Annotated in this window: 23 protein-coding genes; 4 read left to right on the top strand and 19 right to left on the bottom strand. The window is 72.6% G+C overall.

Going from position 1 to position 24,429, the window contains the following annotated elements; all coding sequences use genetic code 11:
* Positions 1-29: 29 nt before the first annotated feature.
* From DCI01S_RS03695 to DCI01S_RS03660, 8 genes are all read right to left on the bottom strand, one after another.
* Complete coding sequence (locus tag DCI01S_RS03695) at positions 30-2,024, bottom strand: alpha/beta fold hydrolase (RefSeq protein WP_244881635.1); 1,995 nt, start codon at positions 2,022-2,024, stop codon at positions 30-32.
* A 213-nt stretch (positions 2,025-2,237) separates the two neighbouring features.
* The gene (locus DCI01S_RS03690) at positions 2,238-2,480 is read right to left on the bottom strand and encodes a hypothetical protein (protein ID WP_061227995.1); all 243 of its coding nucleotides are present in this window, start codon (positions 2,478-2,480) and stop codon (positions 2,238-2,240) included.
* A complete protein-coding gene (gene mce1N, locus DCI01S_RS03685; protein WP_061228016.1) occupies positions 2,477-3,013 on the bottom strand; it encodes a transport-regulating membrane protein Mce1N in 537 nt (178 codons plus the stop codon). The genes DCI01S_RS03690 and mce1N overlap by 4 nt, the downstream gene beginning before the upstream one ends.
* Positions 3,000-3,635: a hypothetical protein gene (locus DCI01S_RS03680; RefSeq protein ID WP_061227994.1), complete on the bottom strand. Its 636-nt coding sequence runs from the start codon at positions 3,633-3,635 to the stop codon at positions 3,000-3,002. The genes mce1N and DCI01S_RS03680 overlap by 14 nt, the downstream gene beginning before the upstream one ends.
* Positions 3,632-4,669 (bottom strand): porphobilinogen synthase, encoded by a 1,038-nt coding sequence (gene hemB / locus DCI01S_RS03675; protein WP_061227993.1) that lies wholly within the window; start codon positions 4,667-4,669, stop codon positions 3,632-3,634. The genes DCI01S_RS03680 and hemB overlap by 4 nt, the downstream gene beginning before the upstream one ends.
* Before the next feature lie 84 nt (positions 4,670-4,753).
* Positions 4,754-6,397, bottom strand: coding sequence for a bifunctional uroporphyrinogen-III C-methyltransferase/uroporphyrinogen-III synthase (locus tag DCI01S_RS03670; protein ID WP_061227992.1), 1,644 nt, complete (start codon positions 6,395-6,397; stop codon positions 4,754-4,756).
* A gap of 62 nt (positions 6,398-6,459) precedes the next feature.
* Positions 6,460-7,524: a hydroxymethylbilane synthase gene (hemC, locus tag DCI01S_RS03665; protein WP_061227991.1), complete on the bottom strand. Its 1,065-nt coding sequence runs from the start codon at positions 7,522-7,524 to the stop codon at positions 6,460-6,462.
* On the bottom strand, positions 7,521-8,864 hold the full coding sequence (locus tag DCI01S_RS03660) for a glutamyl-tRNA reductase (RefSeq protein WP_174521513.1): 1,344 nt from the start codon (positions 8,862-8,864) through the stop codon (positions 7,521-7,523). The genes hemC and DCI01S_RS03660 overlap by 4 nt, the downstream gene beginning before the upstream one ends.
* Positions 8,865-9,260: 396 nt before the next feature.
* Here DCI01S_RS03660 and DCI01S_RS03655 point away from each other — a divergent pair, with 396 nt between their 5' ends.
* The gene (locus tag DCI01S_RS03655) at positions 9,261-9,602 is read left to right on the top strand and encodes an HNH endonuclease (RefSeq protein ID WP_061227989.1); all 342 of its coding nucleotides are present in this window, start codon (positions 9,261-9,263) and stop codon (positions 9,600-9,602) included.
* 45 nt (positions 9,603-9,647) lie between these two features.
* Here DCI01S_RS03655 and DCI01S_RS03650 read toward each other — a convergent pair whose 3' ends face one another.
* Positions 9,648-9,917 carry a glutaredoxin family protein gene (locus DCI01S_RS03650; RefSeq protein ID WP_061227988.1) on the bottom strand — a complete coding sequence of 90 codons (270 nt, stop codon included), beginning with the start codon at positions 9,915-9,917 and terminating at the stop codon, positions 9,648-9,650.
* 71 nt (positions 9,918-9,988) lie between these two features.
* On the opposite strand from DCI01S_RS03650, the gene DCI01S_RS03645 reads away from it, so the two are divergent.
* Positions 9,989-11,158 carry an HAD family hydrolase gene (locus DCI01S_RS03645; protein ID WP_082767623.1) on the top strand — a complete coding sequence of 390 codons (1,170 nt, stop codon included), beginning with the start codon at positions 9,989-9,991 and terminating at the stop codon, positions 11,156-11,158.
* 12 nt (positions 11,159-11,170) lie between these two features.
* Here the strand turns inward: DCI01S_RS03645 and DCI01S_RS03640 are convergent, their stop codons facing one another.
* The 7 genes from DCI01S_RS03640 to DCI01S_RS03615 all read right to left on the bottom strand — a co-directional run bounded on the left by DCI01S_RS03640 (position 11,171) and on the right by DCI01S_RS03615 (position 18,857).
* Positions 11,171-12,304, bottom strand: a complete 1,134-nt coding sequence (locus DCI01S_RS03640) for a lysophospholipid acyltransferase family protein (RefSeq protein ID WP_061227987.1) — start codon at positions 12,302-12,304, stop codon at positions 11,171-11,173.
* Positions 12,301-13,467, bottom strand: coding sequence for an NAD-dependent epimerase/dehydratase family protein (locus DCI01S_RS03635; RefSeq protein WP_061227986.1), 1,167 nt, complete (start codon positions 13,465-13,467; stop codon positions 12,301-12,303). Before DCI01S_RS03635 ends, DCI01S_RS03640 begins: the two co-directional genes overlap by 4 nt.
* A gap of 336 nt (positions 13,468-13,803) precedes the next feature.
* Positions 13,804-13,905 (bottom strand): 30S ribosomal protein bS22, encoded by a 102-nt coding sequence (locus DCI01S_RS16670; RefSeq protein ID WP_003855542.1) that lies wholly within the window; start codon positions 13,903-13,905, stop codon positions 13,804-13,806.
* A gap of 179 nt (positions 13,906-14,084) precedes the next feature.
* A complete protein-coding gene (locus DCI01S_RS03630) occupies positions 14,085-14,306 on the bottom strand; it encodes a helix-turn-helix domain-containing protein (protein WP_007630344.1) in 222 nt (73 codons plus the stop codon).
* A 285-nt stretch (positions 14,307-14,591) separates the two neighbouring features.
* Positions 14,592-15,431 carry a pyrroline-5-carboxylate reductase gene (gene proC / locus DCI01S_RS03625; RefSeq protein WP_061228014.1) on the bottom strand — a complete coding sequence of 280 codons (840 nt, stop codon included), beginning with the start codon at positions 15,429-15,431 and terminating at the stop codon, positions 14,592-14,594.
* A 556-nt stretch (positions 15,432-15,987) separates the two neighbouring features.
* Positions 15,988-17,907 carry an Rv0497 family membrane protein gene (locus DCI01S_RS03620; RefSeq protein ID WP_061227985.1) on the bottom strand — a complete coding sequence of 640 codons (1,920 nt, stop codon included), beginning with the start codon at positions 17,905-17,907 and terminating at the stop codon, positions 15,988-15,990.
* Between the two features lie 2 nt (positions 17,908-17,909).
* Positions 17,910-18,857, bottom strand: a complete 948-nt coding sequence (locus DCI01S_RS03615; protein ID WP_174521512.1) for a Ppx/GppA phosphatase family protein — start codon at positions 18,855-18,857, stop codon at positions 17,910-17,912.
* Between the two features lie 33 nt (positions 18,858-18,890).
* Here DCI01S_RS03615 and DCI01S_RS03610 point away from each other — a divergent pair, with 33 nt between their 5' ends.
* Positions 18,891-19,748 (top strand): DUF3109 family protein, encoded by an 858-nt coding sequence (locus DCI01S_RS03610; RefSeq protein ID WP_061227983.1) that lies wholly within the window; start codon positions 18,891-18,893, stop codon positions 19,746-19,748.
* Positions 19,749-19,812: 64 nt separating this feature from the next.
* Here the strand turns inward: DCI01S_RS03610 and DCI01S_RS03605 are convergent, their stop codons facing one another.
* The 3 genes from DCI01S_RS03605 to DCI01S_RS03595 form a co-directional block, all read right to left on the bottom strand.
* The gene (locus DCI01S_RS03605; RefSeq protein WP_061227982.1) at positions 19,813-20,502 is read right to left on the bottom strand and encodes a response regulator; all 690 of its coding nucleotides are present in this window, start codon (positions 20,500-20,502) and stop codon (positions 19,813-19,815) included.
* Positions 20,499-21,695 carry a sensor histidine kinase gene (locus tag DCI01S_RS03600; protein WP_061227981.1) on the bottom strand — a complete coding sequence of 399 codons (1,197 nt, stop codon included), beginning with the start codon at positions 21,693-21,695 and terminating at the stop codon, positions 20,499-20,501. Before DCI01S_RS03600 ends, DCI01S_RS03605 begins: the two co-directional genes overlap by 4 nt.
* A 160-nt stretch (positions 21,696-21,855) precedes the next feature.
* A complete protein-coding gene (locus tag DCI01S_RS03595; protein ID WP_061227980.1) occupies positions 21,856-22,602 on the bottom strand; it encodes a phosphoglyceromutase in 747 nt (248 codons plus the stop codon).
* Positions 22,603-22,643: 41 nt separating this feature from the next.
* On the opposite strand from DCI01S_RS03595, the gene DCI01S_RS03590 reads away from it, so the two are divergent.
* Positions 22,644-24,356, top strand: coding sequence for a long-chain-fatty-acid--CoA ligase (locus DCI01S_RS03590; protein WP_061227979.1), 1,713 nt, complete (start codon positions 22,644-22,646; stop codon positions 24,354-24,356).
* Positions 24,357-24,429: the final 73 nt, after the last annotated feature.

The raw sequence follows: 24,429 nt of genomic DNA, 5'->3' as shown, positions 1-24,429 counted from the left end.
AGTCCCGCCACGAGTACCCCCTCGCGGTGTCAGACCTGCGGCTGCGCGGGCGGGGTGGGCGGCGCGAAGGGAGCGAACAGCGACCTGGCGGCAGCGTCGACCTGCCCGGCGAAGTCCTGCACCGCCTTCTCCGCCTGCTGCTGCAGCTGCTGCGGGCTGGGCAGCGGCGCGGGGGCCGACACCGCAGCGGGTGCGGCGGCAGGCGCGGCAGGGGCGCCGAGGGACCCGGTCGCGGGGGCCGGCGCGTCCACGGGGGTGCCGACGGAGCCGGTCGCCGGGGCGCCGACGGAACCGAGCCCCGCGGCGTCGGTGACGCCCGCGCCGACGCCGGCGTCGCGGTGGGTCCCGTACCAGTCGTCAGCGCCCGCGACGGGCGCGGACATGCCCTGCTGGGCGGCGGCGATGCGCTCGGCCTCGCCCCAGCGGGGCAGCGGCTCGGGCGACGGCTTGCCGTCGACGTGGCCCGGGGCCGCGACGCCGGTGCGGAGGAAGTCCATCACCAGCTTGTCGACGGCCTCGTTGCCGGTGCGGAAGGTTCCGTGGTCGCCGCCGCCGACGGTGACCAGGGCACCACCGAGCGCCTCGACCACGCGGTGCGCGCCGGCGATGGGCGTGACGGCGTCGTCCTCGGAGTGCAGCACGAGCGGCTTCTCGTCGAGCGCGTCCCCGTTCGGGCTGATGGTCCGCGCGACGGGCGCCCAGCCCACGCAGTCGTCCCCGGCGGCCTCGACGGCGGCGCGGGTGGTGAGTCGGTTGCCGCCGGTGAACTTGTCGACCTTGGCGGACATGACGCCCAGCTGGTCGGCCGGCGCCGCGGTCTCGTTGCACGTGATGATCGAGTTCATCTCGACGTCCGTGCGGTAGACGGGCGAGCGGTTCTCCTGCGCGGCGAGCATCAGGCCCACGGTCTCGTAGTCGACCCGGGCGATGTTCCCGCCGTCGTTGTAGTACTTGAGGATGTGGGCGAGCATCGGCCACGCCTGCTCGGAGTAGGTGGCGCCGACCGTGGCGTCGTAGAGCCCGGTGGTGGCGTTGTTGGTCAGCCCCTGCAGGGCGGCGGCGCGGGCGAAGCCCTCGACGCGGGCGCGGGCGGGGGCGGTGCCGTTGATGACGTCCAGTGCGGGGCGCTCGACCGGGGTGCCGCGCAGTTCGACGGGCAGGTCGCGCGCCTCGGCGGGCGGCGGGGTGAGGTTGGCGGGGCCGCCCACCTCCTGATCGGTGACCCACTTCCAGGAGTGGAACACCTTCAGCGGGGTGTCGCCGAGGCCGTAGTAGTCGTCACGCTCGGCGATCCAGGCGAAGATGTCGTTGATCCGCCGCTCCTGGGCCAGTGCGCCCTGCTCGGCCTGCTTCGACCAGCGCCAGTCGGGGTGTGTGTTGGAGTCCAGCACCATCCGCCCGGTGTGCTCGGGGAACAGGGTGGCGAAGTCGGTGCCGATCGCGGTGCCGTACGAGACGCCCACGTAGTCGATCTCGGCGAGCTCGAGCGCCTCGCGGACCGCGTTCATGTCGCGGGCGGCGTTCTCGGTCGTCATGGACGCCGTGTACTCGGGGTCCGTGCCGTAGCAGGCGTCGTGGAGCGCGTTGACGGCGTTCGGACCGACGAAGTCGACGTTGCAGACCATCGGGTTGGATCCGAACAGGCCACGCGGCTGGACGGCCACGAGGTCGTGGTTCTCGTAGAGCCCCTCGGGACCGCTGCCGTCGGGGGCCGGGTTCCAGAAGTTCAACGCGTAGACGCCGGGGCCACCGGGGTTGCCGAACACCGTGGAGCGCGCCTGACCGGAGGAGGCCTTGATGCGCGTGAGCGCGACCTCGGTCTTGGCGGCGTCGGGGGCGTTGTAGTCGACCGGGACCTCGACGGTCCCGCACTCGAGACCGGCGGGCACGTACTCGGCCTCGATCCCGAGCATCTCGGCGCAGTCCCGCCATTCGACCTGCGTGGCCGAGGCCACTCCGGTTCCCAGAAGTGCGATCGCCCCGACGACCGCCGTGGTGCCAACAAAAGTGCTAGACGGCTGCACCGATCCCCGATTCCATGTGCTGTAGGTGTCTCTCCGGCGAATCGGACGCAGCAACTGCTCGATTTCACGAGCGTCACATGCGTCCGAACCGCGACAAATGTAGCCCGTGACACCCGCCACGCGGTGGAGCCCCGTGCGGACTCAGGGAACCGTCACACGATCGTTACCGGGGCTTCCGGGTCGCCTGGAAAGTCCCATCTAGAAGTAGATATGTCACGCCCCGCGACGGGGGGAGCGCCGGAGGATGGCGAGCGTGGCGAGAACCAGGGTCAGGCCGGCCAGGACGGTGGCGGCGAACAGCAGCCGGGTGTCGGTCCGCACCCGCTCGATGGGCCCCTCGACAGGCGGGTCGACCACCGGCGGCAGGACGGAGACGACGTCCCGGGACAGCCACCACAGCAGCACGGCGAGTGCGGCGGTGACGACGGCGGCCACCGCGAGGCGACGCGAACTCACGCCGGGTCCGACCCGCCGCGTCTCGCCCCGCCGTCGGCCGCCGCGACCGCACTGCTGAGGGCGGCGTGCAGGCCCGAGCGGTCGCGGGCCCAGGCGCGGACCTCTGCGCCGGAGTCCAGGCGCAGTCCCACCGCGCCGCGGCGGCGTGGGACCTCCCGCAACTCGCCGAGCGTGCGGGCGGTCTGCCATGAGGCCTCGGGCGCTCCGGCGGCCGGTAGCGGCAGCACCGCGTCGATCCGGTCCAGGCCGAGCTCCTCGGTGCCCTGGATGTACACCTGCGGGGTGAGCCGGACACGGCCGTGGACGCGGGTGGCGGCGATCATCACGCCATGGCAGAGCGCGGACGCGACCGCGCAGACGGTCAGCATGATCCAGTGCACGGGGGCACCGGTGATCAGCTCGAAGGCCGCGGCGGCCGCGCAGAACACGGGGGCGGCGAGGATCCACGCCCAGCTCCAGCCGTCCTCGGCGTACAGGATGGGGCCTCGGGGCTCTATGCCCGGCCGTGTGGCGGCTGTGTCACTTGCCGGCACGCGCGCCGCCACCCGGGGTCGTGAATTTCATGGCCTCGGCCGTGTGTTGGCGCCAGACGGCGGTGGCCGCGCACAGACCGGCCAGGATCTGCAGGGCGATGACGATGAAACTGACCACGTCGCCCCGCTCCCCCGCGACCGCGGCCCCGCCGAACACCCCGACGATCACGGACACCGCGTCGACGATCAGGAAGACGGCCACGATGTCGAGCATCGTGCGAGCCCAGCCCTTCCCTGCCCGCAGGCGGAAGGCCAGCCACACGGTGACCGCGGCGGCGAGCAGCGCAACCACGGCACCGACCACCAGGGAGATGGAGAACATGCCCTCGACCGAGATGTCGATGGGTCCGGTGTCGGCGACGGCGTCGCGGAACGCGTCCCGGGTCGCGGCCGGCAGGTCGCTGAAGCTCGCGGTCGCGGCGTTGAGGAGCATGCCGACGAGCCCGAACGCGGCGGCGGCCAGCCAGAGCACCCACGCCGTGTGGATCTCCTCAGGCGGCGGCCCCACGGGGTCGGTGGCCGAGGTGGGCGAGCCGGGCCCGGTGGGTTCTGCGGACCCGGCCGGCGCGCCCGACTGCTCTGGCCGGGCGGGCGGTCGCCAGGGACCGCTGGCGCGTGTCACCGCGCGCCCCAGCCCTCGGAGAGCAGGCGGGCGGCGTGAAGGGCCCAGTAGGTCAGGACGATGTCGGCGCCGGCTCGCCGGATCGAGGTCAGGGACTCCATGACGGCCGGGTCGTGGTCGATCCAGCCGCGCTCGGCGGCGGCGGAGATCATCGCGTACTCGCCGGAGACCTGGTACGCCGCCACGGGAACGTCGGAGATCTCGGCCGTCTGACGCAGGATGTCGAGGTAGGACATGGCGGGCTTGACCATCACCATGTCGGCGCCCTCGTCGAGGTCGAGCTGGACCTCACGCAGGGACTCGCGCATGTTGGCGGGATCCTGCTGGTAGGTGCGGCGGTCGCCGCGCAGCGACGAGCCGACGGCCTCGCGGAACGGGCCGTAGAAGGCGCTCGCGTACTTGGCGCTGTAGGCTAGGAGGGCCACGTCCTGGTGCCCCTCGCGGTCGAGGGCTTCGCGGATGGCGGCGATCTGGCCGTCCATCATCCCGCTGGGCGCCACGACGTGGGCGCCGGCGGCGGCCTGGGACACGGCGAGGTCGTTGTAGGCGACGAGGGTGGCGTCGTTGTCGACGATCTGCTCACCGCGCGGGTCGGTTCCGAGGACACCGCAGTGCCCGTGGTCGGTGAACTCGTCGAGGCAGGTGTCGGCCATGATCACGAGGTCGTCGCCCACCTCGGCACGGACGGCCGCGAGGCCGCGGTTGAGGATGCCCTCGGGATCGGCGCCACAGCTCCCGGTGGCGTCCTTGTCGGCGTCGAGCGGAACGCCGAACAGCATGATGCCGCCGAGCCCGGCCTCGGCGGCGGTGACTGCCTCGCGGCGCAGCGAGTCGACGGTGTGTTGGACGACCCCGGGCAGCGACGAGATGTCGCGCGGCGCGTCGATCCCGTCGGCGACGAACGCCGGCAGCACCAGCTGACGCGGCGCGAGCGTGGTCTCGGCGACGAGCCGACGCATGGCCGGCGTCGAGCGCAGTCGACGCGGCCGCACCAGCGGCGCGGGGACGGAGGCGGTGTCGTCGTGCGGTGTCATCACGTGTCCCACTGTACGAAAGTCGCCGTCACCGGCGCCGGGTGCGCTCCGAGGGGCACCCGCGCGCCGGGGACGCGTCCCGGGTCAGCGCCGGCGGGCGCGGCGACGCGGAGGCGGCAGTTCGCCGGCCGCGCGCAGGTGGTCGGCGTGCGCGGCGAGCGCGTCGACCAGTTCCAGCACCGACGCGTTCTCGGGCTGCACGTCCACGCGCAGGCCGAACTCGGCGGCGGTCTCGGCGGTGCGCGGCCCGATGCAGGCGATGAGCGTGCGGGCGTGCGGCTTGCCGGCGATGCCGACGAGGTTGCGCACGGTCGAGGAGCTGGTGAAGCACACGGCGTCGAACCCGCCGGTCTTGATCATCTCGCGGATCTCGGCGGCCGGCGGGGCGGCGCGGACGGTGCGGTAGGCGGTGACGTCCTCGATCTCCCAGCCGCGGGCGGTCAAACCCTCGGCGAGGGTCTCGGTGGCGATGTCGGCGCGCGGCAGCAGGACGCGGTTGACGGGGTCCAGGACGTCGTCGTACGGCGGGAACACCTCGAGCAGGCCGAGGCTGGACTGCTCGCCGCTGGGCAGCAGCTCGGGCTGGATGCCCAGCTCGCGGACGCGGGCGGCGGTGCCCTCGCCGACGCAGGCGATCTTCACGCCGGAGAAGGCGCGGGCGTCGAGGCCGAACTCGACGAACTTCTCCCACACGGCGCGCACCGCGTTGGAGGAGGTGAACACGACCCACTGGTAGCGGCCGTCGACGAGGCCCTTGACGGCGCGCTCCATCTGGGCGGGGCTGCGGGGCGGCTCGACGGCGATGGTCGGCACCTCGACGGGCACGGCGCCGTGCTCGGCGATGCGCTCGCTCATCTCGGCGGACTGGGCCTTGGTGCGGGGCACGAGCACGTTCCAGCCGAACATGGCACGCGACTCCCACCACTGGTAGCGGTGCCGCTCACCGGCGGACTTGCCGATGGTCACCACCAGGTCGCCCTCCATGTCACGCCCGACCTCGGCCATGGTCGCGAGGGTACCGTCGGCGGACTTCTGGGCGCAGAGCGAGCCGGAGCAGGTCACGGTGACCGGGGTGCCGGCGGCGAGGCCCTGCTCGGCGAGGTGGGAGGCGGCCTCGGCGAGGTGGCGGGTGGTGGTGCGCAGGACGATGGGCCCGGGCGAGCCGACGAGGGCGGCCCAGTCGACCTTGCCGCGACCGTCGGCGAAGACGTAGCCGGAGCCGAGCGCGATGCCGGCGAAGGCGGGCACGGCGGTGGCCTCGGCGACACCGGGGACGACCTCGAACGGCACGACGGTGCGGCCGACGGCGGCGATCTCGGTGACGGTCGCGTCGGTTGTCATGGGGTCGCCGGTGACGAGGCGGACGACGTCGCGGCCCTTCTTGGCCTCGGCGACGAGCTGCTTGGCCACGGCGGCGGGCTCACCGAGGACAGGCCGCACGTCGGCGGCGGTGGGCGCCGGCAGGGCCTTGAGGCGCTTGACCTCGGCCTTGTCCTCGGCGGCCACGGCGGCGTCCATCTCGGCCTGCCGCGCGTCGAGCAGTTCCTGCGGGACGGGGACCTCGGTGGCGACCAGTGCCAGTACGTCGGCCGACACGTCGGCGTCGGCGAAGACCAGCGCGTTGCCGGCGAGGACCTCGCGGGCCCGGCAGGTGAGCATCCCCGCGTTGCCTGGACCGCCGCCGACGAAGCGGACGGTTCCGGGGCGGGTGGTGCGTGCTCGAGTCATTGTTCGTCTCTCCGTCGGGTGGGTGTCGCGCACTGGCTGCGCGCGAGGTGGGAGTTCGGGGGTCAGGGGTCGGTGACGGTCGGTGGGGCCGTCGTGGATTCCCTGGGTACGAGCGGGGGTCGTTGCTCGGGGGATTCGGCGGACATGAGGTCGCTGGCGCCGCGGTCGAGCAGTTCGGCCGCGAGGCGGCGACCCAGTTCCTCGGCGGCGGCGACCGGCCCGTCGGGATGTGAGGCGGGGACGGTCGTGCCGGAGGTCCGCAGGACCGTGGTGCCGTCGTGGGCGGCGACCACCGCGTGCAGCGTGAGCACGGCGTCGGCGGCCGGGGCGTCGGCTCCCGGATCGGTGCCGGCGAAATCGGACCGGGCGGAGTCGGTGCCGCTGAGCTCGGCGCGCGCGCCGACGGGCGCGGTGCACCCGGCCTCGAGGTCGCGCAGGAGGGTGCGCTCGGCGGCGATGCGGACCCGGGAGGGGAGGTGGTCGACGACGGCGAGGGCCTCGATCGCCTCGGTGTCGTCGGCGCGGGCCTCGACGGCGAGAGCGCCCTGGGCGGGGGCCGGCAGCATCTCGTCGATGCCGAACCGGTGGGTGGCGCGCTCTCCGGCCCCGGTGCGGTCGAGTCCGGCGGCCGCGAGGACGACAGCGTCGAGATCGCCGCTGGCGACGTATCCCATCCGCGTGTCGATGTTCCCGCGCAGGGGGTGCAGGTCCAGGTCGGGGCGCAGGGCCGCGAGCTGGGAGCGCCGCCGCGGGGCGGAGGTGCCGACGCGGGCGCCCTGCGGGAGGGTGTCCATCGTGAGCCCGTCGCGGGCGATGAGCACGTCCGACGGGTCGACGCGCGGGGGCACGGCGATCGGGGCGAACCGGTCGTCGCGTGCGGTCGGCAGGTCCTTGTACGAGTGGACGGCGATGTCGCAGTCACCGCGTTCGAGGGCGGCGCGCAGTTCGAGGGTGAACACGCCCACGCCGATGCGCTCGACGGGGGCCATCACCACGTCGCCGCGGGTGCGCACGATCACCAGCTCGGCCGGGTACCCGGCGGCGATGAGGGCGTCGCGGACGTGCCCGGCCTGGGTGGTGGCCAGGGTGCTGCCGCGGGTTCCCACCTTCAGGGTCCTGCTGCTCATGACGCCTCCTCCTCCACGTCGCGGTCCAGGTCGAACAGGGTGCGCACGACCGCCGCGTAGTTCTCCCCGTCGGGTTGGGCGGCGAGTTCCTTGAACCGCACGGTGGGCGGGTGCAGGAGCTTGTCGACCACGCGGCGGACGGTGTTGGCCACCTCGTCGCGGACCTTGTCGTCCATGTCGGGCAGTCGCGACTCGAGCCGGCGCATCTCGGCGGCCACGACCTGTCCGCCGCGGCCCCGCAGCTGGCCGATGAGCGGGCCGACGCCGGCCATGCGCTCGGCCTGCGTGTACGCGGTGAGCTCGGCGTCCACGATCGTGCGGGCGGCGTCCGCCTCGGCCGCGGCGGACGAGGTGGCGGGGTCGGCCTTGAGCGCCTCGATGCCCAGCAGGGTCACGCCGGGCAGGCCGGCGACGGCGGGGTCGACGTCACGAGGCATGCCGAGGTCGCAGATGACCAGGGGCCCGCGGTCGCCGCGGCGGGCCAGCGCGGTGTGGATCTCGCCGAGAGTGACGACCGTGCCGACGGCACCGGTGCAGGTGAAGAGGATGTCGGCGCGGGCGACGGCGGTGGCGAGCTCGTCGAGCGGGAACGCGGTGGCGGGCGTTCCGGAGTCGCGGGCGATCTCGGACAGCCGGTCGGCGCGCTCGGGGGTGCGGTTGGTGATCTCGATGTGCGAGATCCCGCCGCGGCCGAGGTGCGCGACGGCCAGGCCGCCCATGGCGCCGGCGCCGAGCACGACGGCCTGCCGACCGTCGAGGCGGCGGGAGGCCGGGGCGTCGGGGGCGCCGGGGGCGTCGGCGCTCGCGTTGAGGATCTCCGCGGCCCGGTCGAGCGCCACGGAAACGACGGACGCGCCGGCGGAGTCGATGCCGGTCTCGGTGTGGACGCGCTTGCCCACGTGCAGGGCCTGCTGGGCGAGGCGGTGCAGGGTGGTGCCGGCCGCGCCGATCTCGGAGGCGGACTGGTACGCGGTGCGGATCTGGCCGATGATCTGCTGCTCGCCCACCACCATCGAGTCCAGGCCCGAGGCCACGGAGAACAGGTGCTCGGCGGCGGACTCGGAGTACCGGATGTACAGGTGCCGACTGAGCTCGTCGACGGACAGGCCCGAGTGGCGCGACAGGAGGTTGACGACGTCGTCGAGCGCCGGGTGGAACGCGTCCACGGCCGAGTACACCTCGACGCGGTTGCAGGTGGTGACGATCATCGCCTCGTCGACGTTCTCACCGGCGATGAGTTCTTCGGTGAGCGCGTCGCGGTCGACCTCGGACACGGCCACGGCCTCGAGCAGCCCCACCGGCGCACTGTGGTGGGACACACCCACCAGGAGGATGCTCACAACCGACCCCCGGACGTCAGGGCCTGACGGGCCCATGCCAGAATGGATGCCAGCTCGTCAACTCGGGGAGAAACCACTCGGGAGAAGGACGCAGGCCCGCCGGACGAACTCGCGGAACGCTGGTCCACAGTCGGTCGTCTCCTGTCGGTGTTCACGGCTGCGCACAGGGCACTCCCGGATCGGGAACACTCTGCCGGGACGGCCGTGGCCCTCAAGCCTGCGTACGACCCGTAACGGGATCCACCGTAACCCGCATGACACCCCGGGACAAAACCGTCATCGCACGGGATGCTATGTCCGTGCAGCGCCTCACGCCGCCCGTGAACAGCGCGGACCGGAGGCCGACCGCCCGAGTACGGTGACACCGTGCCCCCGCGTCGCAGGTCCTCCGCCACGATGTCCGCCGCCACCCGCGCCCGGTACGCGAAGCGTCGGCAGCGGCGCCTCGCCCGGGTCGACAACGACCTCACCGACCCGCAGTGGGGGCGGATCCTCGACGCGTGGGGCGGTTGCGCCTACTGTCACGCCGTCGGGCCGGCTCTGCAGCGGGACTGCGTCATGCCGATCTCCCGAGGCGGGCGCTACACACTGGAGAACGTGGTCCCGGCCTGCGCGTCCTGCAATGCGAGTAAGCACAATAGCGAGGTCACCGGCTGGATGCGGCGCAAGAAGCTCGACGAGGGAGCGTTCCTGCTCCGGCACGCCACCATCCTGCGGGCCCTGCGCACCGACGCCTGAGCCCCGGCGGGGCCGTCACCGGTCGCTCACCGTGCCCGTCCGGCTCTAGTCCCATCCGGCGAACGGGTCGGGCCCGGCGAGCGTGGCGAGCAGCTCGTCGTCGTCGACCTCCCAACACGAATGCTCCGCACCGTCGACCAACACGACCGGCAGGCGGTCCCCGTACTCGGCGGCGAGGTCGGGGTCGTCGGCGCGGTCCACGTCGGTGACCTCGAGGCGCGCGCCGGCCCCCTCGCACAGGGGCAGCAGCTGGCCGTGGACGCGGACGCAGCTGCCGCAGCCCTCGCGGGTCAACAGGGTCACCGTGTGCGCCATGCCTCGATAGTGCACCACCCCTCCGGCGCTCCCCTAGGATGGGGTCGCAGCCCCCGAGGAGGTCCCGCCCGGTGAACGACTCCCACCCGGAGAACGACCACGCCCGCGACGAGCACGGCGCCGGCCAGCACAGCGCTGGCCAACACAGCGCCGGCCAGCACCGAGACGACCGGTACGACGACGACTCCCCGCGCCGCCGGCGACTGCCCGGTCGTGCCGACGTGATCTCGGCGCTGGGACGGCTCGTGTGGAGGCGCCGCGACGCGCGGGTCCAGCGGGTCGCCGGCGAGGCCTCCGCCGAGCACGCCGTCAAGCTCGAGCCGGGTGCCGAGCCCGGTCCCCCGCTCGCCGACGCCGACGGTGCCGACCGTGCCGCAGTCGCTCCCACGGCCCCGCCAGCCGCCGGCACCGTCGAGGAGACCGCGGACACCGGGCCGTTCGTGGCGGACCCGCGTGTCGCCGCGTTCTTCGACGTCGACAACACCCTCATCCAGGGTGCCTCGATCATCCTGCTGGCCCGCGGGCTGGCCAAGCACCGCTTCTTCACCGTGCGCGACATCGCCGGGCTCGCGTGGTCGCAGGCCAAGTTCCGGATCTCGGGCGAGGAGAACGCCGACGACGTCGCCGCCGGCCGCGACAAGGCCCTGAGCTTCGTCAAGGGTCGCACCGTCGCCGAGCTGACCGCGCTGAGCGAGGAGGTCGTCGACACCTCGATGCTCGACCGGGTCTGGCCCGGGACCCGCTCGCTCGTGCAGATGCACCTCGACGCCGGACAGCAGGTCTGGCTGGTCACCGCGACGCCCGTGATGCTGGCGCGCGTGATCGCGACGCGACTGGGACTGTCGGGCGCGCTGGGTACGGTCGCCGAGGAGCACGACGGCGTCTACACGGGCCGCCTGGTGGGCGACATCCTGCACGGGCCCGGCAAGGCGCACGCGATCGCCAAGCTCGCCGAGGCCGAGGGGTTCGACCTGTCCCGCTGCTACGCGTACTCGGACAGCTTCAACGACATGCCCATGCTGACCATGGTCGGCAACCCGGTGGCCATCAACCCGGATTCGCGGCTGCGCAAGTACGCCTCGGAGAACGGCTGGGACGTCAAGGACTTCCGCACGGTGCGCAAGGCGGCCAAGAAGGCGATGCCGGGCGTGCTGGCGGTCGGCGGGCTGGCGGGTGCGCGGGCGGCGGCGCGGTCGTCGTACGGCGTGCGCGCGACGGGCTCACTGCGCCGGATGTTCTGAGCCCCCCCGGCGTCAGCCGAAGAACACGCTCCCGCGCCGCGCGAGATTGCGGAACAGCGTGTTCTGGATGGTCTCGCGCACCTGGTCGGTGATCTCGAAGACCACCATCGGGTCGTCGGCGGCGTCGGGTCCCAGGTGGGAGGTCTCGATGGGCTCGCCGAACTCCATCGTCCACTTGGTGGGCAGCGGGATCCCACCGAGGGCGCCCAGCAGCGGGAACGCGGGCGTCACCGGCATGTACGGCAGGCCCAGCAGGCGGGCGAGCGCGGGGATCTCGCCGATCTTGGGGTAGATCTCCTCGGAGCCGACCACCGAGCAGGGGATGATCGGCGCCCCGGCGGCCAGCGCGGTCGCGACGAACCCGCCGCGGCCGAAGCGCTGCAGGCGGTAACGGTCGGCGAACGGCTTGCCGAGACCCTTGAACCCCTCGGGCCACACCGCCACGACGTGACCGGCCTCAAGCAGTCGTTCGGCGTCGGCGGCGCAGGCGAGGGTCGCCCCGGCCCGCCGGGCGAGCGGCGCGGACACCGGCAGGGTCATCGCCAGGTCGGCGGCCAGCAGGCGCAGGGCGCGGCCTGCGTGGTCGTGGACCGCGACCGTGGTCATCATCCCGTCGATCGGCAGGACCCCGGCGTGGTTGGACACGATCAGCCCGGCCCCCTCCGCGGGGATGTTCTCGGCGCCGATCACCTCGACGCGGAACCAGTGCTCGAACAACGGCCGCCACAGGGGCAGCCACACGTGGGTGTGGAAATGCTCGTCGAACCCGAACTCGTCGACCTCGTACCCGCCGGTGATGCGGGTGGCGAGCAGTTCACCGGCGGCGTTGACGGCGTCGGCCAGGCCGGTCAGTGCGCTGACATCGCCGGTCGCGAGCATCGTGTCGACGGTGCGGGCGAGGTCCCGCACGGGCGCCAGCACCTCGGCGTCGAGCGGCAGGACGTCCACGACCTGCCCGATCGAGGACCGCATGGAGGTCAGGAAGCGGTCGACGATCCGACCGATCTCCGTGGCGGCGGCGTCGCTGCCGGTGGTGTCCCCGAGGAAGCCCTCCCCCACCATCCGGTCACTGCGGGCGTCTCGGCGGCCCTCGCCCCAGCGGGGTCCGCCGAGGGGTTGGCTCAGGTCGAATTCCGGGCCCTTCACTGCGCCTCCTCCTCGATGCGGTCGGGCTCGAGTGGTTCTGACAGAGCGCCGATCGCCTCGAGCTCGTCGAGGGTGGTGTCCACTCCCGCGCGCAGCCGTGTCGCCACCGGCCCCGGGAGCAGCGAGGCGACCTTGGCGACTTTGCGTTCGACCGCCTCGCGGGTGACCAGGGGCTCCGCACCGGAGTCCACCAGGTATGCATGTAGCGCCTCCTCGGTGGAGAAGCGCGGGGTGAAACCGAACTCGGTGCGCATGCGGGTGGTGTCCATCGTCCGGCCGTACCGCAGGTAGCGCAGCTGCGACGTGCCGATGTCCCGCAGTCCCTGGCTCGACAGCAGCCTCGCCGCGAGTTTGAACGTCGCCGGCATCACCGGAAGCGGGATGTGCCCGGCGCGCCGGATGGCCTGGGTCAGGGTGAGCACCCCGTCCGCGGCGATGTTGTACGTGCCGGGCGTCGCGCCGAGCGTGGCGTGCAGCAGCGCGTCGAGGGCGTCCTGCGGGTGCAGCAGCTGGATGCGCGGGTCATACCCGGCCAACACGGGCGCCACCGACGGCAGCAGCAGCTCGCCGACCACGGTGGGCTCGGGCAGGCCGAGGATCGCGGGGATGCGCAGGATGGTGACGGCGATGTCCGGGCGCTTACGGGACATGCCCCGCACGTAGCCCTCCACCGACAGGTGGTCGACCGGGATCCCGCCGCCGGCGTGGCGGCGCGCGGCCATGTCCTCACTGAACATCGCCGGGTCGACCCCCGAGGAGCCGTATACGGACGTCGAGGAGATGAGCACGAACCGCTTGACCGTGGCGGCCCGGCGACAGGCGGCGATCACGTGCATCGAGCCCATGATGTTGGACTCCTTGACGGCTGCGCGACCACCGGGGGCGAAGTCGGTGTGGTGCAGGCCGGCGTGGACGACCGTGTCGATGTCCGCCTCGCGCAGGATCCCCTGCAGACGCGGCGACTGGGGGTCGAGGCGCACGAACTCGGCGTCGCGCATGCGCCTGCGGTGTTGCGGCGACGGTTTGACCGAGTCGATCGCCAGCACGCGTTCGACGGAGTCGTTGCGCAACAGCATGCCCACCAGGTGCGCGCCGAGATACCGACTGCCGCCGACGACCGCGACGGCGCGGGCCGATCGACTGGTTGGCGCTTCGGTGTTCACCCGGCTGAGTCTAGCCGCGGGTCCGGTCTCCCATGTGCGCAGTCGCCACGCCGCCGGGTTCGATTCCCGCAGTGACAGCCGCGCGCGACGATGGCGTCTGGCGCGCCCCGCGGGGAGGGCGAGACGCCGTGGCGAGGAGCGGCTGCGGGAATCGCGTGCAGCCGCGCGAGCGAGACGCCATGGCGAGGAGCGGCTGCGGTTGACGCGCGACCCGGCCCGCAGAACCGACAGCGCCTGCCGACCGCTCCCCCGAAATACACCGATGCCCGCCACCGCTGCTGGTGACGGGCATCCGCTACAGGCGTGAGTCCGGGCGCTATCGGGGCGCCGCGAGACTCACTTACCGAGCTTGCGACGCTGCACGCGGGTCCGACGGAGCATCTTGCGGTGCTTCTTCTTGGACATACGCTTGCGGCGCTTCTTGATCACAGAACCCATATCGGGGGTCACCTACCTGTCGACTACTGGTCTGGGGCCGTTGTCACCGGCCGTACTGCCACGGGTCTTACTACGCTCCGGCGTCCGATCGGGGCTCGGGAGCCGGGACGGAACCCGTCCAGACTACCTGCCCGCCCCGGCGCGGAAAAAACGGGCCGGCGGCTCACACCCCGTGCGCGTCAGCCCGCGGAGAAGTACGAGGTGTCGAGGTACTCGTGCACGGCCTTGGAGTGCACGCGGAACGACCGACCCACCCGCACCGCGGGGAGCTCGCCCGAGTGGACGAGTCGGTAGACCGTCATCTTCGACACGCGCATCAGCGCGGCGACCTCCGCAACGGTGAGGAACTGAGAACCCCCCGCCGCCTGCGAGCCGCCATCGGTCTTGTCGGAAGTCGCCATCTCACAACCCTTCGTGGCACGCGTCGTGCCGCAGGCTTCCCCTCCTGCGGTACGGACACGCACGTGCTGGGGATGAGCCTAGCGTGAATGGTGTGATCAATGCGACGGGAGTGGGTGATTTACTTCTGCGACACGCCGCGGAATCCTGCCTTCACCCGTCCTGAGCTGGGGTTGTGCTAAATGCGCGACCCGCCGGGTGGCTGAGATCTCAGCCCCGGCGGGTCGGTTCGGTAAGCGCACGCGCGGCCCGTCCTGCCGCATCGGCGACGGGCGGGCCGCGCGCGGTCAGTCGTTCTCGTCGTCGTCGTCGGAGGTGGCCGCCTGCGCCAGGGCGCGCGACCGATCCGTCGCCGCCTCCACCGCGTCCGCCACGGCCGCGCGCAGTCCGCGGGCCTCGAGCGTGCGGATCGCGGCCGCGGTGGTGCCGCCCGGGGAGCTCACGTTATAGCGCAACTCGGCGGGTCCCCCGCCGCCGCCGGTGAGCATCGCGCCCGCGCCGAGTGCCGTGCCGGTGGCGAGTTTGACCGCGACGTCGCGCGGCAGGCCCCGTTCGACGCCGGCGTCGATCATCGCCTCGGTGAGGAGGAAGAAGTAGGCGGGGCCGGAGCCGGAGATGGCGGTGACGGCGTCCATCTGGGCTTCGGAGACGACGACGACGAGGCCCACGCTCTCCATGATCGTGATCACCTGCTCGAGATGCTCGTCGCGCGCGTAGCGGCCCTTGCAGACCGCGGAGACGCCGTGCCCCACGAGCATGGCCGTATTGGGCATGACCCGCAGGACGGGCGAGCCGGCGCTGAGCTTGTTCTCGAGCACCTGCGTGGGTACGCCCGCCGCGAGCGAGACGACGATCGACTCGTGGACGCTGTCGGAGATGGCGTCGCCGATCCGGTCGACCACCGCGGGCACGTCCTGAGGCTTGACGGCCACGACGATCACATCGGCGCCCTCACAACCGATGTCGAGGCTGGTGGCGAGGACGTTGTACTTCTTGGCCAGCTCGTCGGCGCGGGCCTGCACGGCCTCGACCACCACGATGTCCGACGACTCGGTCCCCGACTCGCGAAGCCCCGCGATGAGGGCCTCTCCGATGCGTCCGCCGCCGACCACTGCGATTCTCGTCATGCTCATTACAGTGCCACACTCGGTCGCCCGCTCCCGGTGGCTGGCTGTGTGCTCGTGTGGACCAGCCGGACGCCGACTGCTACTCCCCGGTCGGCTCGCGCCCCGGCCGGCCATGCATGCATTCCGCTCACGATCCGCTCCTCGCATGCCGATCCGCTCCTCGGATTGCGATTCGCCCCAGGAACCCACAGCGCACGTCGTAATCGGAAGCGCGTATCGCGATCCGAGGTGCATGTCGACGCGATCCGGGCGGCCCCTCGCCTCCGACCGTGGGGCGCATGGCTCTCCGCGGGGCATTTCGCGGTCTGAGAGGCGGGCCGACCGCGCCGGGCCCGCCCGACACGCCCGCCACCTATCGGATCCCACTGCACCCGCGGGGCCCCGTAGGTGGCCCGTGATCCGATAGGTGGCGCGCGAGCCGATGGGTGGCGCGCGAGCCGAGAAGAGGGTTGCGGGCTCGCCGGAGAGTCCGCGGGGCGAGGGCCGAGAAACGACTCCGCCCGCACCTCGTTCAGGTGCGGGCGGAGTCGGGCCGGCGGCCGGGCGGGCGGAGGTCCTAGGTGACCAGCCTCAGTAATAGCGGGCCGCAGGTCACTCCGAGGCCGACGATCACCGCCAGCGCGATGCTCACCGTGTCGTTCGAGCGGCGTAGCACGCGGACCATGGCGACGAGCCCGACGATCACCACGATCGCCAGCGCGAGCGCCACCCACGTGAGGTTGTTCCACAGCAGCTGGAACCCGATGAACAGCGCCGCACCTGCGACCGCCGAGGCCAGCACCTGCGCGACGAGGATCAGCCACTGCGACGCCGGCGACCGCTCCGCGTCGGCACCTCCGGGCGTGTACTCGAAGTCGCGGTACTGCGGGTCCTGGTGCTCGCCCGCGCGCTCGTCGGTCCTGGGGCGGGCATCGGCGGTTCCCGCGCCGATAGCGGCCGCGGTCATCCCTGCCACGCCGGCACCGCCCGCGGCGGCAGCGGTCGCCGCGCCGAGGACGCCATCGCGCCCGTCGGAGGCGGTCTTCGCGGAGCCGGTCGCGGCAGCGTCGGTCGTGGCAGCGTCGGTCCCGGCGGCGGGGGCCTCGGGAACGCGGTGGGCGGTCGAGCCACTGCCCGAGGGCACACCCCACTCGGGGGCTTCCCCCGGCGTGGTCGCCGTGCCCGGGGACGTCGTGGAGGCGGACGAGCCGGCGTCGCCGGGCTTATCGGTCGCGGCCCCACCGCGCTCCGCGTCCGTGGTGGCTGCAGTCTTGTCGGCCGCGGCCTCGCCGGACTCGGCGCTGGACGCCGTGGAGGCAGCGGCGGCCGTAGCACCGGCGGCAGCAGTCTTGTCAGCCGCGGGCTTACCGGCGGCGGGCTCCGCGGGCGTGCCGGCCGCGCGCTTACCGGGGGCGGGAACCGCAGGCTGCGGAGTGGTGACCGCGTCCGCTCGGGCGCCGGGAGTCGTCGACCCGGACGCACCGGTCTCGCCGGGAGCGGGTGCCGCGCCGGCGGCGCCCACCGCCGTGACGCCCGCGCTACCGACCGTGCCGCCGGGGGCGGAGTCGGCGAGCGGGCCGGCGGCGGGAACGGCGGGCTCCGCGGACTCGGCGGCCTGTTCGCGATCGGAACGGCCGGCGGGGGCCGGACGGCCGGCCGGGGCGTCGAACTCGGACTGCTGCGGATCCTTGCGCTTGCGGCCGAACAACCCGCGCAGGCCGCCCTTCTTCTGGGGCTCGCCGGCGTCGGCGACGGCAGACGGAGGCGGGGTCGGGGCCGGAGGCGCCGACGGGGTCGGGGCGGCCGGAGCCTGCGCCGACGGGGTCTGCCCGGCCGGAGCCTGCGCCGACGGGGTCGGGGCGGCCGGGGTCTGCGCCGACGGAGCCTGGGTGCCCGGGGTCTGCGCTCCCTGCGACCGCGGCGCGGCCGGCATCTGCGAGGTGGGCTGCTGCGGCGCCGACGACGCGCCCTGCCCCTGCCCGGCCCGCTCCGTCCGGCCAGCCGACCCGGCGGGCGCGGACGTCGTGGTCCCGCCGCTCGCCGACGACGGCCCTGACGCGGGCGCCGCGGACCGCGGGGATCGGGGGGCGGTGGGGCTCGTCGTCGCCCCCGGGGTCTTCCCCGCGCCCGCCGAACCGCCCGCGCCCTCCGGTGCGCCGGCCGAACCGCCCGCGCCCTCCGGTGCGCCGGCCGGACCGTCCGAGCCGGTCTCCCCGGCCCCCGACCCAGCACCAGACCCGGCTACGACCTGACCAGCACCCGATTCGCCACCACCGGCAGCCTCCTCCGCCTCGCGCGCACGACGGCGGGCCGCGCGGCTACTGAGCACGGTGTCGTCGGTGATGCGCGGGATCTCACCGGTGAGCTCGGAGACGCTGACGCCCCCCTCGTCGGCACGGCGACGTCGACGCCCGCCCGGCGCGGCCTGCTGCTCTGCGCCCATGCGCTTGAGCAGCTCCGCCACGGTGATCTGCTGGCCCTCAGCATCCTCGGCCATCGTCAGCTCCCCTTCCCGTCGCCGCCCACGTCCCGGTCGAGACGCTGCAGGATGAGCCCCTCTCGCAGGGCCCACGGACAGATTTTCACACTTTCCAACCCCAATGCACGCATGGCGGCCTCCGCCACCAGCGCGCCCGCCACCACCTGATGCGAGCGGTCGGAGCTGACGCCCTCCAACTCTGCCCTGTCCGCGGCCGTCATGCGGGAGATGAACGCGATCACCTGCCGCAGACCCGCCGCCGTGAGGATCCGCTCCACGCGCGGCCCCTCCGACGACGGCGCCGCGCCCGTCAACCGGGCCAGGGTCCGGAACGTCTTGGAGGTGGCGCACGCCAGGTCCGGCTCGCCCGCGGCGCGGATGGCCCGCGCGGGGCCGTCGAGCTCGGCGTCGATGTAGTCGCGCAGCTGGTTGATGCGCTTGCGCTCGGGCGGATCGGTCTTGAACCAGTCGTGCGTGAGGCGGCCCGCGCCGAGCTGCAGGCTGTACGCCTGCTCCGGCAGCTCGTCCTCGCCGGACGTCATCTCCAGCGACCCACCGCCGATGTCGAGGTTGACGATCCGCCCGGCGCTCCACCCGTACCAGCGGCGGGCGGCGAGGAACGTCATCCGCGCCTCGTCCTCGCCGGACAGGACGCGCAGCTCGATCCCGGTCTCCCTGGCGACCTTCTCCAGCACCTCGTCGGAGTTGGCCGCGTCGCGCACCGCCGAGGTGGCCAGCGCCATGACCTCACGGCACCTGGTGGCGCGCGCGAGTTCGGCGGCCTCGTTGACCGCGTCGATCAGCCGGGCGATACCGGTGCGGGAGATGTTGTTGTTCTCATCCAGGTACTCGATCAGCCGCAACCGGGTCTTGGAGTCGTTCATCGGGGTCGGGTGACCGCCCCGGTGGGCATCGACCACCACGAAGTGGACCGTGTTACTGCCCACGTCCAGGACACCTAATCTCACACGACCACCCTAAACGGTCTACGGTCGCAGGTTGTGACCGCCACCGACCACCCCTCGAACCCGGGTACCCCTCTGCCCGAGGTCCCCCTGGACTTCCCGCGCGAGTGGTACACCTTCCCCGACCCGGCGAACGACGAACATCTCATCTCCGCCGACATGACCTGGTTGCTGTCGGCGTGGACGTGCGTCTTCGGCACCCCGGCGTGCCACGGCATCGAGGCGGGCCAGCCCGACTCCGGGTGCTGCACGCACGGTGCGTTCCTCGCCGACGACTCCGACCGGCGCCGCCTGCGGGCCAACGTCGCCCTGCTCCGGCCCGAGGAGTGGCAGCACCGCGAGGCCGCCGAGCGCGCCGCGTCCGAGGAGGGAACCGTCCTCGAGTCGTGGCTCGAGGAGGACGAACTGACCGGCGACGACGGCGAGATGGAGCCCGCGCTCAGGACACGCCGCCTAGGCGGCCGATGCGTGTTCTTCAACGACGTCGGATGGCCGACCGGGTCGGGCTGCGCCCTGCACCACCTCGCCGCGCGGACGGGGCGTAGCCTCCCCGAATCCAAACCCGACGTGTGTTGGCAGTTGCCGATACGACTCACGCAGGACACCGAGACCCGCGCCGACGAGGTGGAGATCCTCCACACCCGTGTCGGCGAGTACGACCGCCGCGGCTGGGGCCCCGGCGGGCTCGACCTGGACTGGTACTGCACCGGCTCGCCCGAGGCGCATGTCGGCACCGAGCCCGTGTACGTCTCCCTGCGCGACGAGCTGGTCGAACTCCTCGGCGCCGAGGCCTACGAGGTGCTCGCCGCGGCGTGCGGGCGCCGGCGGCAGCTGGGCATCGTGGCCGTGCACCCGGCGACCGAGCGCGCCGCCGGCGGGGGCGCCGACGGGTGACGCCGGCGGCGGCGCCGCGCGCCGACGGCGGGCGGGGCGATCAGGCCGCCGGCGGGCGGGGCGGTCAGGCCTCGAACTTGTAGCCCAGCCCGCGGACGGTGACCAGGTGCACGGGCTTGCCCGGGTCCGTCTCGATCTTCGAGCGCAGCCGCTTGACGTGCACGTCGAGGGTCTTGGTGTCGCCGACGTAGTCCGAACCCCACACCCGGTCGATGAGCTGACCGCGGGTGAGCACCCGGCCCGAGTTGCGCAGCAGGTACTCGAGCAGGTCGAACTCCTTGAGCGGCAGCGTGACCGCCGCGCCGCGGACCATCACCGTGTGCCGCTCGATGTCCATCCGCACCGGCCCGGACTCCAGGACGCCGATCTCCTCGACCGGCTCGGCCTCGGACTCCGCACCGCGCCGCAGGACGGCCCGGATGCGGGCGATGAGTTCGCGGGCCGAGTAGGGCTTGGTCACGTAGTCGTCGGCGCCCAGCTCGAGGCCCACGACCTTGTCGATCTCACTGTCCCGCGCGGTCACCATGATCACCGGCACGCTCGACGTCATCCGCAGGCGCTTGCACACGTCGGTGCCGGACATGCCGGGCAGCATGAGGTCGAGCAGCACGATGTCGGCGCCCTCGGATTCGAAGCTCTCCAGCGCGGTCGGGCCGTCCCCCGCCACGTCGACCTCGAAGCCCTCCTTGCGGAGCAGGAACGCCAGCGGATCCGCCAACGAATCCTCGTCCTCCACGATCAGCACCCTGGTCACGGCACCTGGTCCTCTCCTTGTGTGGCGTGCTCGGCGGCGGGTGTCGTCCCGTCGCCACCCGGCTCCACGTGGGCCGGGAGTTCGAGTGTGAAGGTCGACCCCGTGCCGGGGCGGCTCCACAGGCTGACAGCTCCGTTGTGGTTCTGCGCGACGTGCTTGACGATCGCCAGGCCGAGGCCCGTGCCGCCGGTCGCCCGCGAGCGCGCCTTGTCCACGCGGAAGAACCGCTCGAAGACGCGGGCCTGGTGCTCGGGGGCGATGCCGATGCCGCGGTCGGTGACGCGCAACATCACGGTGTCCCCGTCGATGCCCCGGGTGATCGACACCGGCGTGCGCTCCGGCGAGTAGTTGACCGCGTTGGAGATGAGGTTGGTCAGCGCCGTGACCAGTAGGGTCCGGTCGCCCCTCACCTCGAGGCCGGACGGCGCATCGGTGATGAGCTCGATCCCGGCCGCCTCCGCCGTCGACGCGGACCGGCGCAGGGCCTCGTCCACCACGTCGTCCACGTCCACCGGCTCGGGGTCACGGATACGCTCGGCGCCCTGCAGGCGCGAGAGCTCGATCAGCTCGGAGACCATCCTGCCCAGCCGCTGGGCCTCGCTCACCACGCGTCCGCCGAAGTACTCGACAGAGTCCGGGTCGTCCTTGGACTCCAGGAGCGCCTCCGCGAGCACGGCCATCGCCCCGACCGGGGTCTTGAGCTCGTGGGAGACGTTGGCGACGAAGTCGCGGCGGGCGGCCTCCATGCGGCGGTGCTCCGAGTCGTCGTCGGCGAACACCACCACGAACTGCTCGTTGTACTCGCCGAGGATCTCGCTGCGCCCGCTCACCGAGGGGATGCGCCGGCGGCCGGTGAGCATCTTGGCGGGCAGGTCGAAGCGGGTGAGTTCGCCGGTCGTGAACGTGGCCTGGGCGGCCAGCCACACCGGCTCCACGAGGAGGCGGTCGTCGACGATCCCCAGCTCCGCCGCGCGACGGTTGTAGAGCACCACGTCCTGATGCCGGTCCACCACGGCCAGCGCGTACGGCGCCTGCAGGTAGACCCCCTGCAGCACCTCCAGCCGGCTCGGCCCGGCCTGCTCGGCTCGGCGACGCTCGTTGCGCCGGTTGATCAGCGGGACGACGAAGCCGCCCACGATGAAGCCGATGACCCCGGCGACGATCGCGAGGAAGATCCCCAGACTGACCTGCACGGCCCCGATCCTACGGTGCCCCGCCCGCGCGCCCGAATCGGCGAACCCCCGTCCACCGGCGGGAAGTCCGCAGGTGGACGGGGGTTCACGGCCCGTTAACCGGGCCTTCACCTTTGGCGGGCCGTCCGACCGCCCCGGGGCGGGGACGCCGCCGCGCGCGCTACTTGCCGCCCTGGTTGGCGACCGCGGCCGCACCCGCGGCGGCGGCCTCCGGGTCGAGGTAGGTGCCGCCCGGGTTGGCGACCAGACCGGCCTCGTCGAACCGGTACACCAGCGGGATGCCGGTGGGGATGTTCAGGCCCGCGATGTCGTCGTCCGAGATGCCGTCGAGGTGCTTGACCAGTGCTCGCAGCGAGTTACCGTGCGCGGCGACCATCACCGTCTTGCCCTCCGCGAGCTTCGGGGCGATCTCGGCGGCGTAGTACGGGATGAACCGCTCCACGACGTCCTTGAGGCACTCGGTCAGCGGCACCTCCGGCAGATCGGCGTACCGGACGTCGCTCGTCTGCGAGTACTGGTTGTCCGCGTCGATCGGCGGCGGCGGCGTGTCGTAGCTGCGGCGCCACAGCATGAACTGCTCATCGCCGAACTCCTCCTTGATCTCCGCCTTGTTCAGCCCCTGGAGCTTGCCGTAGTGCCGCTCGTTGAGCTTCCAGTGGCGGATGACCGGCACCCAGTGGCGGTCGCACGCGTCCAGCGCGATGTTCGCCGTGGTGATCGCACGACGCAGCAGCGACGTGTAGAGCACATCGGGCAGGATCCCCGCCTCCGCGAGGAGCTCGCCGCCGCGGACCGCCTCCTCTCGCCCCAGATCGGTGAGGTCGACGTCGACCCAGCCCGTGAACTGGTTGGACGCGTTCCACTGGGACTGCCCGTGACGCAGGAGGACGAGTGTTCCGTAAGCCATACGCTCATTATGACCTGCCGCCGGAAGACTACGGTGCAGACATGACCGCACACGCCGGAGCCGACACCCCCGCACACCCCGACCGGCCGTGGACCGTGCACTACACCCCGGGCACGACGCACGACCTCGACTACGGCACCACCACCCTCATCGACCAGTTCGACGCCGCCGTCACCGCCCACGCCGATCGGCCCGCCACCGAGTTCTTCGGCCGCCTGACCAGCTACTCCGAGCTCGGCCGCCGGGTCCGCCGCGCCGCCGAGGGCCTGCGCCGACTCGGCGTCCGGCCCGGCGACCGCGTGGCGGTGCTGCTGCCGAACTGCCCCCAGGGCGTGGCCGTCTTCTACGCGGCCCTGCGCATCGGGGCGATCGTCGTCGAGCACAACCCCCTCTACACGGCCGACGAGCTCGAGGGCCCGTTCACCGACCACGGGGCGAAGGTCGTCGTGACGTGGAACGTCGTCGCCGACGTCGTGCGCGACCTCGCGGACCGCCCGGGCACCCGGATCGAGCACGTCCTCGCCGTCGATCTCCTCGACGCCTTCCCCACCGCCAAGCGACTCGCGCTGCGACATCTCCCCGTGCCCGCGCTGCGCGCCTCCCGCGCCAAGCTCACCCGGCCCGCGCCCGGCACCCTCGACTGGGGCGAGCTCGAGACCGGCCCCGAGCTCGACTTCTCGCACCCGCGGCCCGCCGCCGACGACGCCGCGCTCATCCTCTACACCTCCGGCACCACCGGGACCCCCAAGGGCGCCGTGCTCACCCACGCCAACCTCGTCGCCAACGCCACCCAGGGCCGCGCCTGGGTCCCCAGGCTCGAGCCCGGCCGCGAGCGCTTCCTTGCGACCCTGCCCATGTTCCACGCCTACGGGGTGACGATGTGCGTGGTGTTCGGCATCGCCCAGGGCGCACGACTGCAGCTCGTGCCGACGCCCGACATGGACCTCGTCATGCCGATCTTCGCCAAGAACCTGCCCACCTTCATCCCCGCCGTGCCGCCGATCTACACCCGCATCCTCGAGGAGTCGGCCAAGCGCAGGATCTCCCTGCAGGGCGTGCGGTTCTCCTTCTCCGGCGCCATGAGTCTGCCCGCCGACCTCATCGAGAAGTGGGAGTCCGCCACCGGCGGCCTGTTGGTGGAGGGGTACGGGATGACCGAGACCTCGCCGATCATCGTGGGCAATCCCATGTCGACGGCGAGGCGGGCCGGCGCGATCGGCGTGCCCTTCCCCGACACCGACATCCGGATCGCCGATCAGGACGATTCGACGAGGGACGTACCGCGCGGCGAGCCCGGTGAGCTGCTTGTCAAGGGCCCGCAGGTCTTCCGCGGGTACTGGGGCAACGAGGAGGCCACCGCCGCGACGTTCCACGACGGCTGGCTGCGCACCGGCGACATCGTGGTGCAGGATCCCGACGGCTTCCTGCGCGTGGTCGACCGCATCAAGGAGATGATCGTCACCGGCGGCTTCAACGTCTACCCCTCCGAGGTGGAGGCGGTCCTGCGCACAGCCCCGGGCATCGCGGACTGCGCGGTGGTGGGTCGTCCCGCCGCCGACGGGGGCGAGCAGGTCGTGGCCGCGGTGGTGCTCGAGCCGGGGGCGACGCTCGACGTCGACGCGGTCCGCGCGCACTGCCGGGCCTCGCTGACCGGGCACAAGGTGCCGCGCGAGTTCGTCGAGGTCGACGACCTGGCCCGCAACCCGATGGGCAAGGTCCTGCGCAAGAAGGTCGCCGAGCAGATCACCGCCTAACCGCACCGACCAGTCATCGAGAAGACGATTTCGCCCGCATCGGCCGAGTAGAAATGTGCGAAACGCTCTTCTC

This window comes from Dietzia cinnamea NBRC 102147 (genome assembly GCF_001571065.1).
In the GTDB taxonomy this organism is placed as follows: domain Bacteria; phylum Actinomycetota; class Actinomycetes; order Mycobacteriales; family Mycobacteriaceae; genus Dietzia; species Dietzia cinnamea.
The sequence above is the reverse complement of the archived record's forward strand: the minus strand, read 5'-3'. Positions and strand labels throughout refer to the sequence as shown.